This is a genomic window from Escherichia sp. UTM R2 (assembly GCF_048593455.1).
Lineage (GTDB): Bacteria > Pseudomonadota > Gammaproteobacteria > Enterobacterales > Enterobacteriaceae > Escherichia > Escherichia coli.
The window spans coordinates 217593-234962 of record NZ_JBFWDY010000002.1 but is presented as its reverse complement, the minus strand read 5'-3'; the positions used below and the strand labels follow the sequence as shown (position 1 = coordinate 234962).

Here is a 17370-nt window from a genome sequence, read left to right as displayed (position 1 = left end):
GTCTATTATTGGGTCCTTTGGTGAACGATCAACAAAGGGCCACTAGCACACCTGATTCCTCTCTAAATACCCTATCCGAACCTTCTCTTTTGTAACGTTCTAAATATATTCCTAAAAATCTTCAATTCATTGTGACCACAAGTTTTTCTTCGCTTTTTCGTATGAAGATACTGTCATTAAAATAATAGAAAAGGATTTTACGATGAGCGGAAAACCGGCAGCGCGTCAGGGCGACATGACGCAGTATGGCGGTAGCATTGTTCAGGGTTCAGCCGGGGTGCGCATTGGTGCCCCCACCGGCGTGGCCTGTTCGGTGTGCCCCGGCGGAGTGACGTCCGGCCATCCGGTCAATCCCCTGCTCGGTGCAAAGGTCCTTCCCGGTGAAACCGACCTTGCCCTGCCCGGCCCGCTGCCGTTCATCCTCTCCCGCACCTACAGCAGTTACCGGACAAAAACGCCCGCGCCGGTGGGGAGCCTCGGCCCCGGCTGGAAAATGCCTGCGGATATCCGCTTACAGCTGCGCGATAACACACTGATACTCAGTGATAACGGCGGCAGAAGCCTGTATTTTGAGCACCTGTTTCCCGGTGAGGACGGTTACAGCCGCAGCGAGTCACTGTGGCTGGTGCGCGGCGGCGTCCTGAGACTGGATGAAGGTCACCGGCTGGCCGCACTCTGGCAGGCGCTGCCGGAAGAACTCCGCTTAAGTCCGCATCGTTATCTGGCGACAAACAGTCCGCAGGGGCCGTGGTGGCTGCTCGGCTGGTGTGAGCGGGTGCCGGAAGCGGATGAGGTGCTGCCTGCGCCGCTGCCGCCGTACCGGGTACTGACCGGGCTGGTGGACCGCTTCGGGCGCACACAGACGTTCCACCGCGAAGCCGCCGGTGAATTCAGCGGCGAAATCACCGGCGTGACGGATGGTGCCGGGCGTCACTTCCGGCTGGTACTGACCACGCAGGCGCAGCGGGCAGAAGAAGCCCGGCAGCAGGCCATTTCCGGCGGGACGGAACCGTCCGCTTTTCCTGATACCCTGCCGGGTTACACCGAATATGGCCGGGACAACGGCATCCGTCTGTCTGCCGTGTGGCTGACGCACGACCCGGAATACCCGGAGAATTTACCTGCCGCGCCGCTGGTACGCTATGGCTGGACGCCACGCGGCGAACTGGCGGTGGTGTATGACCGTAGTGGCAAACAGGTGCGCAGCTTTACTTACGATGATAAATACCGGGGCCGGATGGTGGCGCACCGTCACACGGGCCGACCGGAAATCCGTTACCGTTACGACAGCGACGGGCGGGTGACAGAACAGCTTAACCCGGCAGGCTTAAGCTACACGTATCAGTATGAGAAAGACCACATCACCATCACCGACAGCCTGGACCGCCGTGAAGTGCTGCACACGCAGGGTGAAGGCGGGCTGAAGCGGGTGGTGAAAAAGGAACACGCGGACGGCAGCGTCACGCAGAGTCAGTTTGACGCGGTGGGCAGGCTCAGGGCACAGACGGATGCCGCAGGCAGGACAACAGAATACAGTCCGGATGTGGTGACGGGCCTCATCACGCGCATCACCACGCCGGATGGCAGGGCATCGGCGTTTTACTATAACCACCACAGCCAGTTAACGTCAGCCACCGGGCCTGACGGGCTGGAAATACGCCGGGAATATGATGAATGGGGCCGTCTGATTCAGGAAACTGCCCCTGACGGCGATATCACCCGCTACCGTTATGATAATCCACACAGTGACTTACCCTGCGCAACGGAAGATGCCACCGGCAGCCGGAAAACCATGACGTGGAGCCGTTACGGTCAGTTGCTGAGCTTCACTGACTGTTCCGGTTATGTAACCCGCTATGACCATGACCGTTTTGGTCAGGTGACGGCGGTGCACCGCGAGGAAGGGCTGAGTCAGTACCGCGCATACGACAGCCGTGGACAGTTAATTGCCGTGAAAGACACGCAGGGCCATGAAACGCGGTATGAATACAACGCCGCCGGTGACCTGACCGCCGTCATTGCCCCGGACGGCAGCAGAAACGGGACACAGTACGATGCGTGGGGAAAGGCCGTCCGTACCACGCAGGGCGGGCTGACGCGCAGTATGGAATACGATGCTGCCGGACGGGTCATCCGCCTGACCAGTGAAAACGGCAGCCACACCACCTTCCGTTACGATGTACTCGACCGGCTGATACAGGAAACCGGCTTTGACGGCCGCACACAGCGTTATCACCACGACCTGACCGGCAAACTTATCCGCAGCGAGGATGAGGGGCTGGTCACCCACTGGCACTATGACGAAGCAGACCGCCTCACGCACCGCACCGTGAATGGCGAAACCGCAGAGCGGTGGCAGTATGACGAACGCGGCTGGCTGACAGACATCAGCCATATCAGCGAAGGGCACCGGGTGGCGGTGTATTACGGGTATGATGAGAAAGGCCGCCTGACCGGTGAGCGTCAGACGGTGCATCACCCGGAGACGGAAGCACTGCTCTGGCAGCATGAGACCAGACATGCGTACAACGCGCAGGGACTGGCGAACCGCTGTATACCGGACAGCCTGCCCGCCGTGGAATGGCTGGCCTACGGCAGCGGTTACCTGGCAGGCATGAAGCTCGGCGACACACCGCTGGTGGATTTCACCCGCGACCGCCTGCACCGGGAAACGCTGCGCAGCTTCGGCCGTTATGAACTCACCACCGCTTATACCCCTGCCGGGCAGTTACAGAGCCAGCACCTGAACAGCCTGCTGTCTGACCGCGATTACACCTGGAACGACAACGGCGAACTCATCCGCATCAGCAGCCCGCGCCAGACCCGGAGTTACAGCTACAGCACCACCGGCAGGCTGACCGGCGTTCACACCACCGCAGCGAATCTGGATATCCGCATCCCGTATGCCACAGACCCGGCAGGTAACCGCCTGCCCGACCCGGAGCTGCACCCGGACAGCCCCCTCAGCATGTGGCCGGATAACCGTATCGCCCGTGACGCGCACTATCTTTACCGGTATGACCGTCACGGCAGGCTGACAGAGAAAACCGACCTCATCCCGGAAGGGGTTATCCGCACGGATGATGAGCGGACTCACCGGTACCATTACGACAGTCAGCACCGGCTGGTGCACTACACGCGGACACAATATGAAGAGCCGCTGGTCGAAAGTCGCTATCTTTACGACCCGCTGGGCCGCAGGGTGGCAAAACGGGTGTGGCGGCGTGAACGGGACCTGACGGGCTGGATGTCGCTGTCACGGAAACCGCAAGTGACCTGGTACGGCTGGGACGGCGACCGGCTGACCACGATACAGAACGACAGGAGCCGCATCCAGACGATTTATCAGCCGGGGAGCTTCACGCCACTCATCAGAGTTGAAACCGCCACCGGTGAGCTGGCGAAAACGCAGCGCCGCAGCCTGGCGGATACCCTTCAGCAGTCCGGCGGCGAAGACGGTGGCAGTGTGGTGTTCCCGCCGGTGCTGGTGCAGATGCTCGACCGGCTGGAAAGTGAAATCCTGGCTGACCGGGTGAGTGAGGAAAGCCGCCGCTGGCTGGCATCGTGCGGCCTGACTGTGGAGCAGATGCAAAACCAGATGGACCCGGTGTACACGCCGGCGCGAAAAATCCACCTGTACCACTGCGACCATCGCGGCCTGCCGCTGGCCCTTATCAGTAAGGAAGGGGCAACAGAATGGTGCGCAGAATACGATGAGTGGGGCAACCTGCTGAATGAAGAGAACCCGCATCAGCTGCAGCAGCTTATCCGCCTGCCGGGGCAGCAGTATGATGAGGAGTCCGGCCTGTATTACAACCGCCACCGCTATTATGACCCGCTGCAGGGGCGATATATCACTCAGGATCCGATTGGACTGAAGGGGGGATGGAACCTGTATGGATATCAATTGAATCCGATATCAGACATCGACCCCCTGGGTTTATCTATGTGGGAGGATGCAAAATCGGGGGCATGTACTAATGGTCTTTGCGGCACACTATCCGCTATGATAGGTCCAGATAAATTTGATTCTATAGATAGCACCGCATATGACGCCTTAAATAAAATAAATAGCCAATCTATTTGCGAAGATAAAGAGTTCGCTGGTTTAATATGTAAGGATAATAGTGGCAGATATTTCTCAACAGCACCTAACCGAGGAGAAAGAAAAGGATCATATCCATTCAATAGCCCTTGCCCTAATGGTACTGAGAAAGTATCAGCTTATCATACTCATGGTGCAGATAGTCATGGAGAATATTGGGACGAAATATTTTCAGGTAAAGATGAGAAAATAGTTAAAAGTAAAGATAACAATATCAAGTCATTTTATTTAGGTACGCCCAGTGGTAATTTTAAAGCAATAGATAACCACGGGAAGGAAATAACAAACAGAAAAGGATTACCTAATGTCTGCAGAGTTCATGGTAATATGTAAAAAAATATTGTTTAGGAACTGTGTCATTGTATCTTTGTTTGTTTTTACATACAACACATGGGCGCAGTGTAATAATAATATTAAAATAATGCGCAAGTATGAAAGTGAAGGTAAATATACCGTTAGAAATTTGGTTAAAAATAAAGCTATAGCATTGGAATTAGCTGAGATATATGTTAAGAATCGTTATGGACAGGATGCCGCAGAAGAAGAAAAACCATACGAAATCACTGAGTTAACAACAAGTTGGGTTGTTGAAGGTACCATTCACTCAGACCAAATTGCTGGTGGGGTTTTTATTATAGAAATAGGCAAAAATGATGGGAGAATTCTGAATTTTGGCCACGGAAAATAAGTATGTAAGGATAATCAAACATCGTGTGCGCTGATGGCAGAGTAGGTGGAGGACTCCAGACAGTCAAACGATAGAAAAAGATAGCCTTTATGGAGGTTCCTGCAATGTCAAATACATACCAGAAAAGAAAGGCAAGTAAAGAGTATGGTTTATATAATAAATGTAAGAAACTAAATGATGATGAATTATTTCGCTTACTTGATGATCGCAATTCCTTGAAAAGGATTTCATCTGCCAGAGTATTACAGTTAAGAGGGGGGCAAGACGCTGTTAGATTGGCAATTGAATTCTGCACTGACAAAAATTATATCCGTAGAGATATCGGAGCATTTATACTCGGGCAAATATAAATTTGCAAAAAATGCGAAGATAATGTTTTTAATATTTTGAACAATATGGCATTGAATGATAAGAGTGCTTGCGTTCGAGCTACGGCAATCGAGTCAACGGCCAGGGAAAGATCATCAAAAGTTCACTTTTTGCACTAAATAATTCGCATTTTATGTTTAAAAATTGAGATATTCCTTATTACCTGAAGCTGTTTTTTATTGCTTATACATGATCAAATACTCCTTACCTAATTAAGGAGAACAAAATGGAACTTAAAAAATTGATGGAACATATTTCTATTATCCCCGATTACAGACAAACCTGGAAAGTGGAACATAAATTATCGGATATTCTACTGTTGACTATTTGTGCCGTTATTTCTGGTGCAGAAGGTTGGGAAGATATAGAGGATTTTGGGGAAACACATCCCGATGTTTTGAAGTGATATGGTGATTTTGAAAATGGTATTCCTGTTCACGATATCATTGCCAGAGTTGTATCCTGTATCAGTCCTGCAAAATTTCACGAGTGCTTTATTAACTGGATGCGTGACTGCCATTCTTCAGATGATAAAGACGTCATTGCAATTGATGGAAAAACGCTCCGGCACTCTTATGACAAGAGTCGTCGCAGGGGAGCGATTCATGTCATTAGTGCGTTCTCAACAATGCATAGTCTGGTCCTCGGACAGATCAAGACGGATGAGAAATCCAATGAGATTACAGCCATTCCTGAACTTCTTAACATGATGGATATTAAAGGAAAAATCATCACAACTGATGCGATGGGTTGCCAGAAAGATATTGCAGAGAAGATACAAAAACAGGGAGGTGATTATTTATTCGCGGTAAAAGGAAACCAGGGGCGGCTAAATAAAGCCTTTGAGGAAAAATTTCCGCTGAAAGAATTAAATAATCCAGAGCATGACAGTTACGCAATCAGTGAAAAGAGTCACGGCAGAGAAGAAATCCGTCTTCATATTGTTTGCGATGTCCCTGATGAACTTATTGATTTCACGTTTGAATGGAAAGGTCTGAAGAAATTATGCGTGGCAGTCTCCTTTCGGTCAATAATAGCAGAACAAAAGAAAGAGCCCGAAATGACGGTCAGATATTATATCAGTTCTGCTGATTTAACCGCAGAGAAGTTCGCCACAGCAATCCGAAACCACTGGCACGTGGAGAATAAGCTGCACTGGCGTCTGGACGTGGTAATGAATGAAGACGACTGCAAAATAAGAAGAGGAAACGCCGCAGAATTATTTTCAGGGATACGGCACATCGCTATTAATATTTTAACGAATGATAAGGTATTCAAGGCAGGGTTAAGACGTAAGATGCGAAAAGCAGCCATGGACAGAAACTATCTCGCGTCAGTCCTTGCGGGGAGCGGGCTTTCGTAATCTTGCCCTGAATACAGGACTGAGTATCAAAAAGCCGGTTAACTGAAACTGTCCAGGTTTTGGGGGTCAGTTCATAAACGCCTTATCCGGCCTAAAAACAACTAAAATTCAATAAATTGCACCGATGCGTAGTCCCTATAAGCTTACGCATCGGGCAATTGTATTTACGCCATTGTCCCAATCGTCTTCCTGAATCGCAGCAGTGCAATGGTGAAAAACGCGCCGCCAATTGCCATCAGCGTCAGGAACTGCGGCCAGACGATTTCGAATCCGGCACCCCGGTAGAGGATGGCCTGCGCGAGGCTAACAAAGTGTGTCGTCGGCATGGTCAGCATAATGTCCTGCACCATCTGCGGCATACTTTCGCGCGGCGTGGAACCACCGGAAAGCATTTGCAGCGGCAGCAGCACCAGAATCACCAGCAGCCCCAGTTGCGGCATTGAACGCGCTATCGTCCCCATAAAAATGCCGATTGACGTGGTGGCAAACAGACTGAGCGCCACGCCCAGCATAAACAGCGGGATCGAGCCTTCAATCGGTACGCCCAGTACACCTTTCACCATCAGCACCAGCGATAATCCCGATACCACCAGCACCACCAGCCCCATCGACCAGATCTTCGCCATCATGATCTCAAACGGCGTTATCGGCATCACCAGTAAGTGTTCCACCGTGCCGTGTTCACGCTCGCGGATCAGCGCCGATCCGGTCAATACAATCGCCAGCATGGTAATGTTGTTGATGATCGCCATCACCCCGCCAAACCACGCGGGATCGAGGTTCGGGTTAAAGCGCATCCGGGTTTCCAGCGATACCAACGGTTCGCTGTTATCACGGTAGCGCGCGACAAAGCTGTTCACTTCACCGTTGATAATATTCTGGATATACCCATTGCCGGTAAATGCCTGGCTCATGCGCGTGGCATCGACGTTCACCTGAATATCCGGCTGGCGTCCGGCGAGGACATCACGCTGAAAATTAGGCGGAATATTTATCGCGAAGGTATAGCGTCCGGCGTCCAGTCCGGCATCCATCTCATCGGCGGTGATCATCTCCGGTGGCAAAAACCACGGACGATAGAAGCTGTTAACGATCCGGTTCGATAACTGCGATTGATCCATATCGGCAATGGCGATCGGCGCGAGGTTCAACGATCCTGGCGTAACGGTCGCTGACGAATACACCGACACCGTAAACGAGAAGACAATCAGCGTCAGCATCGCTTTATCACCGAGCAGACTGCGCAACTCTTTGATACCCAGATTAAAAATATTGCGTAAATGGCGCATCATCCCTCCTGTTTTTTCAGCAGCAGGATACTTAAGCCCATCACCAGCGGGATGGCTATCAGCAACGGGATAAAAAGTTGCCACAAATCAGTCAGATCCAGCGCTTTCGAGAACGTCCCGCGGGCGATAGTCAGAAAATGACTGGTCGGGTAAACCTCGCCGATCCAACGTCCAGGCCCTTCCAGCGAAGCTACCGGATCGATCATCCCGGAAAACTGTGTCGCCGGGATCAACGTGATAATCGCCGTTCCGAAAATGGCGGCAATCTGGCTTTTCATAAAGGTGGAGATCAGCAGCCCCATTCCGGTGGCAATGATGATATACAGCAGCGCCGCCAGGGTGAGCGTCAGGAAACTGCCTTTATGCGGTACGCCAAACACAAACACCGACAGGCCGCAGAGCAGGAAAAAGTTCAGCATCCCCAGCGCGATGTATGGCAACTGTTTACCAAGCAAAAATTCACTACGCGTGGTGGGGGTCACGTAAAGGTTGATAATCGACCCAAGCTCTTTTTCCCGCACCACGCTAAGGGCGCTTAGCATTGACGGGATCATCATCAGCAGAAGCGGGATCACCGCCGGAACAATCGCTGGCAGGCTTTTTACGTCCGGGTTATAGCGATAGCGCGTCTCAATATTCATCAGCCCGCTTTGGCTGGCGGGTGTCGATTGTCGGCTCGCCACATCCTGTAACCAGCTCTGGTGCATGGCCTGCACGTAACCTTTTACCGTTTCAGCACGGCTCGGCATCGCTCCGTCGATCCAGACGCCGAGTTCCACAGGCGTACCACGCGCGATATCGCGCCCGAAATTGGGCGGGATCTCAATCGCCACCGTGATATCGCCCGCACGCATCCGACGATCAAGCTCGTCATAACTGGTGAGCGGCGGCTGTTCGATAAAGTAACGGGAACCGGAGAGGTTGAGTGTCCACGCCTGGCTACTGACGGTCTGGTCGCGGTCGAGCACCGCAAAGCGCAGGTTTTCCACATCCATACTGATGCCGTAACCCATTATCAGCATCAGGATCACCGTTCCCATCAGCGCCAGCGTCGAACGTACTGGATCGCGTCGCAGTTCCAGCGCTTCGCGGCGGCTGTAGCTAAAAAGACGGCGCAGGCTAAATCCCTGACGCGGCGCGTGGGTGGTGTCGTGTACCACGGGCGGCGCTTCGGCTTCGTTGCTCTGCCCTGCCGCTTCCTGCAAATAGGCGATAAATGCCTCTTCCAGACTGGCGGCTCCGCGTTTCTCAACCAGTTCCTGCGGTGTACCGCTGGCAAGCACTTTTCCGGCGTGCATCAGTGAGATGCGGTCGCAACGTTCCGCTTCGTTCATAAAGTGGGTGGAGATGAAGATAGTCACTTTGTCCTGGCGCGAGAGATCGACCATCAACTGCCAGAACATATCCCTCGCCACCGGATCGACACCAGAAGTAGGCTCATCGAGGATTAACATCTCCGGGCGATGAATCACCGCCACCGCCAGCGAAAGCCGCTGGCGAATGCCGAGCGGCAATGACTCCGGCAGAATATCTTCAACGTCGTTGAGCTTAAAACGCTCGCTCATTTCAGCCACTCTTGCGGGAATTTCCGCTTCCGGGATGTGAAACAAACGGGCATGTAACTCAAGGTTTTGCCGCACGGTGAGTTCGTTATAGAGCGAAAACGCCTGCGACATATAGCCCACCCGACGGCGGGTATCGATATCTTTTGGATCAACCGGTTGCCCGAACAGCCACGCCTCACCTTCGCTGGCGGGCAGCAGTCCGGTGAGCATTTTCATGGTGGTGGATTTACCGCAGCCGTTCGAACCAAGAAAACCAAAAATCTCCCCGCGTGGAATGCGGAAATTAACGTGATCAACGGCAACGAAGGAACCAAAACGCATGGTCAGATCGCGCGCTTCGATGGCAATCTCTGCGTTTTCAGGTTGATACGGTGGGATCACTACCGCCTGATGCGCCTGGCGTTGCGCTTGCGGTAACAGATTTATAAATGCTTCTTCCAGCGTAGCGCTTTGCGTTTGCTGCCGTAGCTCTTCGGCGCTGCCAGTTGCCAGCACTTCTCCGGCATTCATCGCTACCAGCCAGTCGAAGCGTTCGGCCTCTTCCATATAGGCGGTGGCGACCAGCACGCTCATATTGCTCTGCCGCTGGCGAATACTGTCGATCAGATCCCAGAACTGGGAGCGGGAGAGCGGGTCAACCCCCGTTGTTGGCTCATCAAGGATCAACAGTTCCGGGTCGTGGATTAACGCGCAGCACAGCCCAAGTTTTTGCTTCATCCCGCCGGAGAGTTTCCCTGCCGGACGATCGCGAAACGGTGCTAACCCGGTGCTGGTCAGCAGCTCATTGATTCGCACTTCCCGCTCCGCTTTGTCGTGACCGAACAGGCGAGCGAAAAAATCGACGTTTTCATACACCGACAAGGTGTGGTAGAGGTTTTTGCCCAGCCCCTGCGGCATCCAGGCGATGCGCGGGCAGACGTCGCGGCGATGCTTCGGGTCGCGCATATCGCCGCCCAGCACCATCACATTGCCCTGTTCAATGACGCGGGCACCGGAAATCAACGACAACAAGCTCGACTTCCCGACGCCGTCCGGGCCAATCAGCCCGACCATACAGCGGGCCGGAATATCGAGAGTGATATTGTTCAGCGCAACGGTTTTTCCATAATGCTGGCTCACGCCCGCCAGTTGCGCGACAGGCGGGACGGGAACCAGTTCCAGATGCGTCATTGCGGCAACCTCACCACGAGGTCGTCAGGCCACGGAAGTTCTTCATTCACCCGCACCCACGCTACGCCCGGCAAACCGGTTTTGACATATTCCAGATGCTGCTGGAGTAATTCCGGTGGGATACGCGCTTTGACGCGGAACATCAGTTTCAGCCGTTCATCGCTGGTTTCGACGGTTTTTGGCGTGAACTGGGCGACACTGGCGACAAAACTGATGGTTGCAGGAATACGCAGATCTGGCGCGGCATCGAGGATCAGCCGGGCTTCACCGCCCAGTTTCAGCGTGCCCGCCTGTTCGGTTGGCAGGAAGAAAGTCATATAGACGTCGCTGAGATCGACCATATTCAGCACCCGACCGCCTGCCGCCAGCACTTCGCCTGGCTCGGCAACCCGATACTGCACGCGTCCGTCACGCGGGGCTTTCAGTTCGCTGTCATCGATATCTGCGGCAATGCGCCGTTCAGTGGCTTGTGCCGCTTCGACGCGGGTTTGCGCCTGAATGATATTGGTGCGTGCCGCTTCTATAGCCGCTTTAGAAGCCGATACCTGAGCTTTCGCCGATTCCAGCGCAGCTCGGGCGCTCTCAGCGGCGGCGCGATCGTCATCCAGCTGTTGCGCAGAAATAGCCCCTCGTTGGGCCAGTGAACGGGAACGCGTATGACGTTTTGCTACGGAGTCCAGTTCTGCCTGGCGTTGATTAACCAGCGACTGTGCGGCACGAGTTTCGCTTTGTCGTTGCTCCAGCAAAGCCTGCGCGGCAGCAACGGCGCTTTGTGCCTCTTTGATTTGCGCGATGGCTTCCAGTCGCTGTTCCTGCAACACGCGAGTATCCATCTTCGCCAGCACTTCACCTTCGCGAACAAACTGGCCTTCTTTCACCAGAATGGTGTCGATACGCCCGGCAATTTTGCTGGCAATATCCACTTCCGTCGCTTCAATGCGCCCATTACTGACAGCAAAGCCTTCCGGCACACCTGCCGGGCGCAACAGCCACCACGCCACGATAGCCGCCACCGCCAGTAACCCGACAACCCACCACGCCAGATGGCGCTTACTCTTATCCATAATCGACCCGCCATAATCCCTGTAAGCAAACGACGCGTGTTACAACTGCCGCCGAACGACGTTCAGCGGATTCTTCCATCCGGGATAAGAAGGAAACGGCAAATACGACCAGCGCGCAGAGCATTGAGCGCCAACGGGGAAGGCTTAGTGAAAACGGGTAGTAATGTTGTCATCATCAGCATTCCTGGCCGTAAATGAAACACGCATACTCATAAGTGTGATCTATAAAACTGGCTGACAAAACGGTATCCATCCTGTTGGATAGCGTTTCACGCCTGTTCAGTTGCAGGAACAGAGCATTCCTTTTTACGTTTTATCAACAGTCTCAACCAGATAGTAACATTAATATTCATGTTGTCTATGGTTCAGAGCTGTAACATTGTGCGCCTTCTAATCAAAGGCATAAGTCCATTTCTGTTTTTTTCATGCTGGTAAGACTTCCAGGGAGTGGTTATCTCAGGCCCTGCACCAGGGTTAATTTGGCAATTATGCATGCTGAACATTCTTCCAGCATGTTTACTGTCACGGGCGTTAAGACCTAAAACTGTCCCCGTTTCGCCTATGCGTTCTCTTCCACCATTTCCGTTATGTGCAACAACTTGATTTATACCTAACATTTGTGAACATGCTAATAGTGCTTCAAGTTTAGGTCTGTAATCTGTCGAAACAGAAAAATAACGATTAAAGGATCGACAAGAGATAGCCCGGCTAGTTTTAAACTTTTTGCCATTAATTATAGCATGATGCTTTTTATTGATAATTGCCGCTAATTCGACCGGATCGAGAGCATTGGTCATTTCATCAATAGAGACTGTTATCGGTCCTATAATGTAACGTTTTCGCTGATCATCAAAAGTTATCCCATGATGATTTGCCATTATTTTGTATTTGGGGTCATAGAAACATACAGGATAATCTTTTATCCCAGAGTAGGTATCCTCATCGAGTGGTTTCATACGCGTGAAGTTCTGCATATAGTTACCATTGCAATTCGTTTCATGATTTCCAGCTAATACATGAACATTTTCATTGATACTCATTATGCGTTTTAACAAATCGATGATAAATTGATCACCACAGATATTGCTAAATCGATCGCCGGTTTGGTCGCCCAGAAACGTACATGGCGTCACAGCGTCTTTATTAATAACTAAATAAGGCTGAAGACTTTCTAAAATAATGTCTCTTCTGTTCAGGATACTGATTATTGTATTAACATTAGTGTTAAGTTGCTCATTAAAGTTCTCCCTTAGCAATACGTTGAGAACTTCATCTTCTATATTAAGCAACTGGCTAAGGAAATTTTCTCCTTCAGCCATGATTCCCAAATGTCCCGTTGCGAAAAGCGCGAACAAAACTGCACCGACTGAGCCATCGGTATCACCAAAATAGGTTGGTCTGGTACTTGTGGGATCAACGGGTGAACAATTGGAGAAATAGATTCTGTCAGCGAACTGGGGTTTTATCATTGTTTCGAATTTAATATCAGATACATTATATTGCGATATTTTCCAGTTCCAGATGGGTTTGTACGACTCAGTAACTGCAACATCATTAGCATTATCATTTACTGTCATATTATTAAGTAAATAAACAATACTGCACCAATTAACATCGGTATTATCAAGAGAGCAACCGTAATTTTTGCTATTAATTGTCACAATAAACTGATAATTATTATTCCTACGTAGAATATGAGCACGCATGCCCGATAGCATACTATATTTTTCTGAATGATCCGTTTGTATGGTAAATGAAATTTTGTCATCTTGAATAGATTGTTGGAACCGTTCTATTTGCCAATCATCTATTTTTTCCACAACCTCACCGAGCATTGTCCTGGCAATACTTGATATATCATCACCTATACCATTTGCAATATACCCAAACAGTTCTTTAGTGAAGTTGGTAACATGCTCTTGCACCATATCATTTGTTGCGATTGTCGTTGTACTGTCGTTAGTGCCTGCCACAGTTCCAATTTTCATATTTTACCTCATATTATTTACCGCGAGGAATACATAGTTAACATTTTATCTTATGACATACACCTCATGTTCGATGGGAAAATAATTATATTTTGCACAAATCATTCAGCCTCAAAGCATAATATGAAATTTCTTATCTCATAGCAGAGAAAGTCCCTAAAGATTGTAGAGGCGTCATCAGAACATGCCTCTACAATCGATTAAGAAAACCTATGAAATACTGGCAGGATTAAAAAGACATACCACCGTATTCATGGAGTTTTAATGTGGTTGAAAACAACTAAGCCCTGAGGAATAAATTATTTTATTATTTTTATCACGTGCTTCCTTCAGGGAATTTAGCCCCATAATACCATTATCAAATTGTTGATTATGATCTACCCCGGGCCCATGATGCCCATATTTTTGTCTAATGTATTTGCTGGGGTCTTCACCTTTGAGTGTCTCCCCACATATGAAGATACGTTCACGTGCTGGTCTGAAATCAGTAGTGTTATCAAAATAATTAGCATATACAGGTGTGGGTTTCAAAGTATTGCTTCGGATTAGATGGAATAGAGGATCATCCATGTGTTCTTTATGTTTTTTATTAAAAATATTGGCTAATTCCTCAGGATCAGTAGGATTTTTCATCTGATTAAATGGAACCTGCAAAGCACCGAGACAATAACATTTTTTTTCTTCATCTCTTATTATTCCGTGATGACTGGTTAAAACTTGCCTTTCTGAGTCATAATTACAAACATCGAGCGTTTTAATTAAGTTATACGTATCACCGGCAGAGAGTTTATGATTTGCTAGTCGTGCAGTATAGTTACCATTAAAATTGATTTCATGATTTCCAGCCAGAACGACGACATTTTTATTAATACGGCTATCTTTATTACCCTCCATATTTCGCATAGAATTTAGCAAAGTAAGGATATATTTATCACCAAAAATAGTACTAAATCTATCGCCTGTATGATCCCCAAGGAAGATACAAGGGGTTATCGCATCGTCCTTTAAAAAAACATGTTGATGCAACTCATTCAAGATCATGTCTCTCGTATTTAATAAATCGTAGAGCACTTTATTATTTTTATGTTTGTATGCAGATGAAGCCATCTCTTCGTGTTTTAATAATTCACATAATAAACTCCAACCCTTTTCCCTGATGCCTATATGCCCTGAAACGAGCAATGCATAAAGTACAGCGCCTACTCTTCCATCTGTATCGCCAAAATAAGCCGTGTTGGCATTTTGTGGGTTAATCACACCACACTGTTTATAGAAGTCTATTTTTGAAAACACAGATTTAACATAGCTATCAAACTTTTCCTTAGTAAACGTCTCTTTAGAGACATCCCAACGCCAGTCAGGTTTGAAATTACCACTAAGAAGAGTAAAGAAATTTCTCGCTATGATAGAAAGCCCATCAACTTTATAAATTATATCTGATTTATCTCCAGAGGAATTAATAAAATAATAACCGCCCTTACACTCAACAGTAACGGTAATGGGAGACGATAATTTTAACACATGGTTATTGTCTGGTATAATTGTAAAGATAAACGTATCAGTAGTATTGTCGGCGAATCTATTATATTCTTGAATATCTATAGAAGGTTCACTATTATAAAACCATACTTTCTCCATCTGGTGACTACGATCATTTACCTTCCAGTGACCATGTTGCAGGAAATAGATGATATGCAGGCCAAAATCGTTATCTATTTGCGAATCATTATCCAGTTTATCAAATTCAACTATCTTTGCACGATGTGTTTTATCAACCTTGCCATGGTGTTGATGACTGTTAACTTTATCTGAATGCTTATCTTGATGGCTTGAAGAGATGTTTCTAATCTGATTGTCAATTGCTTTCATAAATAACCTGTGATATTTTTGAATTGTTTGTAACAAAATAAATGATACTTGTCTGAAAAACAGATTTACGACGATATAAAATAATAATACTTATATGTTCGCTGATTTTAAGCACCGAGACTATCCGGTCTTTTACCAAATAATGAAGAATAATCCCTCCCTGGAAGATAATTGTAAAAAACAACAGCATAAGAATTAATCTTAGGATAAATTTTTATTTATCATGGCCTTTTGAACGCTGAAAAGTAGCGCTCTGCAAAGTAAACCCCGCTATAGTTATGCTATGCATTTGTCTTTAATGATATCTCGTCATTATATTAACAGGATGAAATTATCATTAATGCATATTTCAATATTAGCAGGGATACCTGAGGAGTTTAAAGTGAACATATATATCGGGTGGCTTTTCAAATTAATCCCTTTGATTATGGGCTTAATTTGTATCGCGTTAGGTGGCTTTGTGCTGGAAAGTTCAGGGCAAAGCGAGTATTTCGTCGCGGGTCATGTGCTGATTTCTCTGGCGGCCATATGCCTGGCATTATTCACTACCGCATTTATTATCATTTCGCAGCTCACGCGCGGCGTTAATACGTTTTACAATACATTGTTCCCCATTATTGGCTATGCGGGGTCAATTATCACCATGATATGGGGTTGGGCACTGTTAGCAGGCAATGATGTGATGGCAGACGAGTTTGTCGCCGGCCATGTTATTTTCGGCGTTGGTATGATTGCCGCCTGTGTATCGACGGTGGCAGCGTCATCCGGTCACTTTCTGCTCATTCCCAAAAATGCAGCGGGGAGCAAGAGCGACGGAACACCGGTACAGGCTTATTCTTCATTAATCGGTAACTGCCTCATTGCCGTTCCCGTTTTACTCACCCTGCTCGGTTTCATTTGGTCTATTACGCTGTTACGTAGTGCTGACATAACTCCGCATTATGTCGCGGGTCACGTATTGCTTGGGTTAACCGCAATCTGTGCCTGTCTAATTGGCCTTGTTGCCACAATTGTCCATCAAACACGTAATACGTTTTCAACTAAAGAACACTGGCTGTGGTGTTATTGGGTTATTTTTCTCGGCTCAATCACGGTACTGCAGGGGATATACGTCTTAGTCAGTTCCGATGCAAGCGCCCGACTGGCTCCCGGCATTATTCTTATTTGCCTCGGAATGATCTGTTACAGCATATTCTCAAAAGTCTGGCTACTGGCACTGGTATGGAGACGTACCTGTTCGTTAGCCAACAGAATACCGATGATTCCCGTCTTCACCTGCCTGTTTTGCCTTTTCCTGGCATCGTTTCTTGCGGAAATGGCGCAGACCGACATGGGATATTTTATTCCTTCGCGAGTTCTGGTCGGTTTGGGAGCGGTATGCTTTACGTTGTTCTCAATCGTTTCAATATTAGAAGCGGGTTCTGCTAAAAAATAATTGCAACGTACCGGATAAAACCAGCGTTGACCATTTGCGTAACGCTGTTTTTTCTTAGGCATCATGAAATAACGCAGCATTAATGCATAGTGGTTAAGTATAAAAAACAGCAAAGTTACTGTTTTTTTCAACCTGTTCATATTTCATAAAGATCTGGCCACTGGGTGAGTTTTCAATCACCTTTCCATCCACCTTATATTAAGCATGGAGGGTTTCAGTTCACGGGCTCATTAGAAAATAATCACAAGATAACCACTATCAAAATTAGCTCATTTTTAATGCGACTCTAATAATTTTCATCTTTAGGAAATAGGTCAGGACGACTTTGCTGCAATTGTGTAGAGACATTAAAGTTGTATCCTTTAACCTGAAAAAGACTTTAAAGTTGTAAAGTTTTAAAAAAACACATACAAAACATGATGCTAAGTGTGTATCACACGCTGTTCCAACATTATGCCTTGATGT

Annotated in this window: 9 protein-coding genes and 2 pseudogenes; 5 read left to right on the top strand and 6 right to left on the bottom strand. The window is 48.5% G+C overall.

The genetic code is table 11. The features are described from left to right. Window positions 1-202 precede the first annotated feature (202 nt). The 4 genes and pseudogenes from rhsB to AB4H76_RS01850 all read left to right on the top strand — a co-directional run bounded on the left by rhsB (window position 203) and on the right by AB4H76_RS01850 (window position 6525). Window positions 203-4438, top strand: a complete 4236-nt coding sequence (gene rhsB / locus AB4H76_RS01865) for a rhs element protein RhsB (RefSeq protein WP_121689807.1) — start codon at window positions 203-205, stop codon at window positions 4436-4438. Continuing rightward, a complete protein-coding gene (gene yhhH, locus AB4H76_RS01860; protein WP_001271686.1) occupies window positions 4410-4793 on the top strand; it encodes a protein YhhH in 384 nt (127 codons plus the stop codon). The genes rhsB and yhhH overlap by 29 nt, the downstream gene beginning before the upstream one ends. Window positions 4794-4897: 104 nt before the next feature. Beyond that, a pseudogene (locus tag AB4H76_RS01855) lies at window positions 4898-5248 on the top strand (lyase); the annotation flags it as partial. Between the two features lie 140 nt (window positions 5249-5388). After that, window positions 5389-6525: pseudogene (locus tag AB4H76_RS01850) on the top strand (ISAs1-like element ISEc1 family transposase). Window positions 6526-6689: 164 nt separating this feature from the next. On the opposite strand, the gene AB4H76_RS01845 reads toward AB4H76_RS01850, so the two are convergent. From AB4H76_RS01845 to AB4H76_RS01820, 6 genes are all read right to left on the bottom strand, one after another. Further along, window positions 6690-7814, bottom strand: coding sequence for an ABC transporter permease (locus AB4H76_RS01845; RefSeq protein WP_001216257.1), 1125 nt, complete (start codon window positions 7812-7814; stop codon window positions 6690-6692). Next, window positions 7814-10549, bottom strand: coding sequence for a ribosome-associated ATPase/putative transporter RbbA (gene rbbA / locus AB4H76_RS01840; RefSeq protein WP_000149156.1), 2736 nt, complete (start codon window positions 10547-10549; stop codon window positions 7814-7816). Before rbbA ends, AB4H76_RS01845 begins: the two co-directional genes overlap by 1 nt. Beyond that, window positions 10546-11613 carry an HlyD family secretion protein gene (locus tag AB4H76_RS01835; protein ID WP_000361491.1) on the bottom strand — a complete coding sequence of 356 codons (1068 nt, stop codon included), beginning with the start codon at window positions 11611-11613 and terminating at the stop codon, window positions 10546-10548. The genes rbbA and AB4H76_RS01835 overlap by 4 nt, the downstream gene beginning before the upstream one ends. 62 nt (window positions 11614-11675) lie before the next feature. After that, window positions 11676-11789: a protein YhiY gene (gene yhiY, locus AB4H76_RS01830; protein WP_001296785.1), complete on the bottom strand. Its 114-nt coding sequence runs from the start codon at window positions 11787-11789 to the stop codon at window positions 11676-11678. Window positions 11790-11978: 189 nt separating this feature from the next. Further along, window positions 11979-13601, bottom strand: a complete 1623-nt coding sequence (locus AB4H76_RS01825) for a YhiJ/YhiL family protein (RefSeq protein WP_001300550.1) — start codon at window positions 13599-13601, stop codon at window positions 11979-11981. A 261-nt stretch (window positions 13602-13862) separates the two neighbouring features. Next, on the bottom strand, window positions 13863-15470 hold the full coding sequence (locus AB4H76_RS01820; RefSeq protein ID WP_000643701.1) for a YhiJ/YhiL family protein: 1608 nt from the start codon (window positions 15468-15470) through the stop codon (window positions 13863-13865). 382 nt (window positions 15471-15852) lie between these two features. Here AB4H76_RS01820 and AB4H76_RS01815 point away from each other — a divergent pair, with 382 nt between their 5' ends. Beyond that, window positions 15853-16905 carry a DUF2776 domain-containing protein gene (locus tag AB4H76_RS01815; RefSeq protein WP_001028905.1) on the top strand — a complete coding sequence of 351 codons (1053 nt, stop codon included), beginning with the start codon at window positions 15853-15855 and terminating at the stop codon, window positions 16903-16905. Window positions 16906-17370 lie beyond the last annotated feature (465 nt).

What these genes read in the sequence shown, in the direction of transcription:
- rhsB (WP_121689807.1), top strand. Translation starts at nt 203, where the DNA reads ATGAGCGGAAAACCGGCAGCGCGTCAGGGCGACATGACGCAGTATGGC.
- AB4H76_RS01835 (WP_000361491.1), bottom strand. Translation starts at nt 11,613, where the DNA reads ATGGATAAGAGTAAGCGCCATCTGGCGTGGTGGGTTGTCGGGTTACTG.
- yhiY (WP_001296785.1), bottom strand. Translation starts at nt 11,789, where the DNA reads ATGATGACAACATTACTACCCGTTTTCACTAAGCCTTCCCCGTTGGCG.
- yhhH (WP_001271686.1), top strand. Translation starts at nt 4,410, where the DNA reads ATGTCTGCAGAGTTCATGGTAATATGTAAAAAAATATTGTTTAGGAAC.
- AB4H76_RS01820 (WP_000643701.1), bottom strand. Translation starts at nt 15,470, where the DNA reads ATGAAAGCAATTGACAATCAGATTAGAAACATCTCTTCAAGCCATCAA.
- AB4H76_RS01845 (WP_001216257.1), bottom strand. Translation starts at nt 7,814, where the DNA reads ATGCGCCATTTACGCAATATTTTTAATCTGGGTATCAAAGAGTTGCGC.
- rbbA (WP_000149156.1), bottom strand. Translation starts at nt 10,549, where the DNA reads ATGACGCATCTGGAACTGGTTCCCGTCCCGCCTGTCGCGCAACTGGCG.
- AB4H76_RS01825 (WP_001300550.1), bottom strand. Translation starts at nt 13,601, where the DNA reads ATGAAAATTGGAACTGTGGCAGGCACTAACGACAGTACAACGACAATC.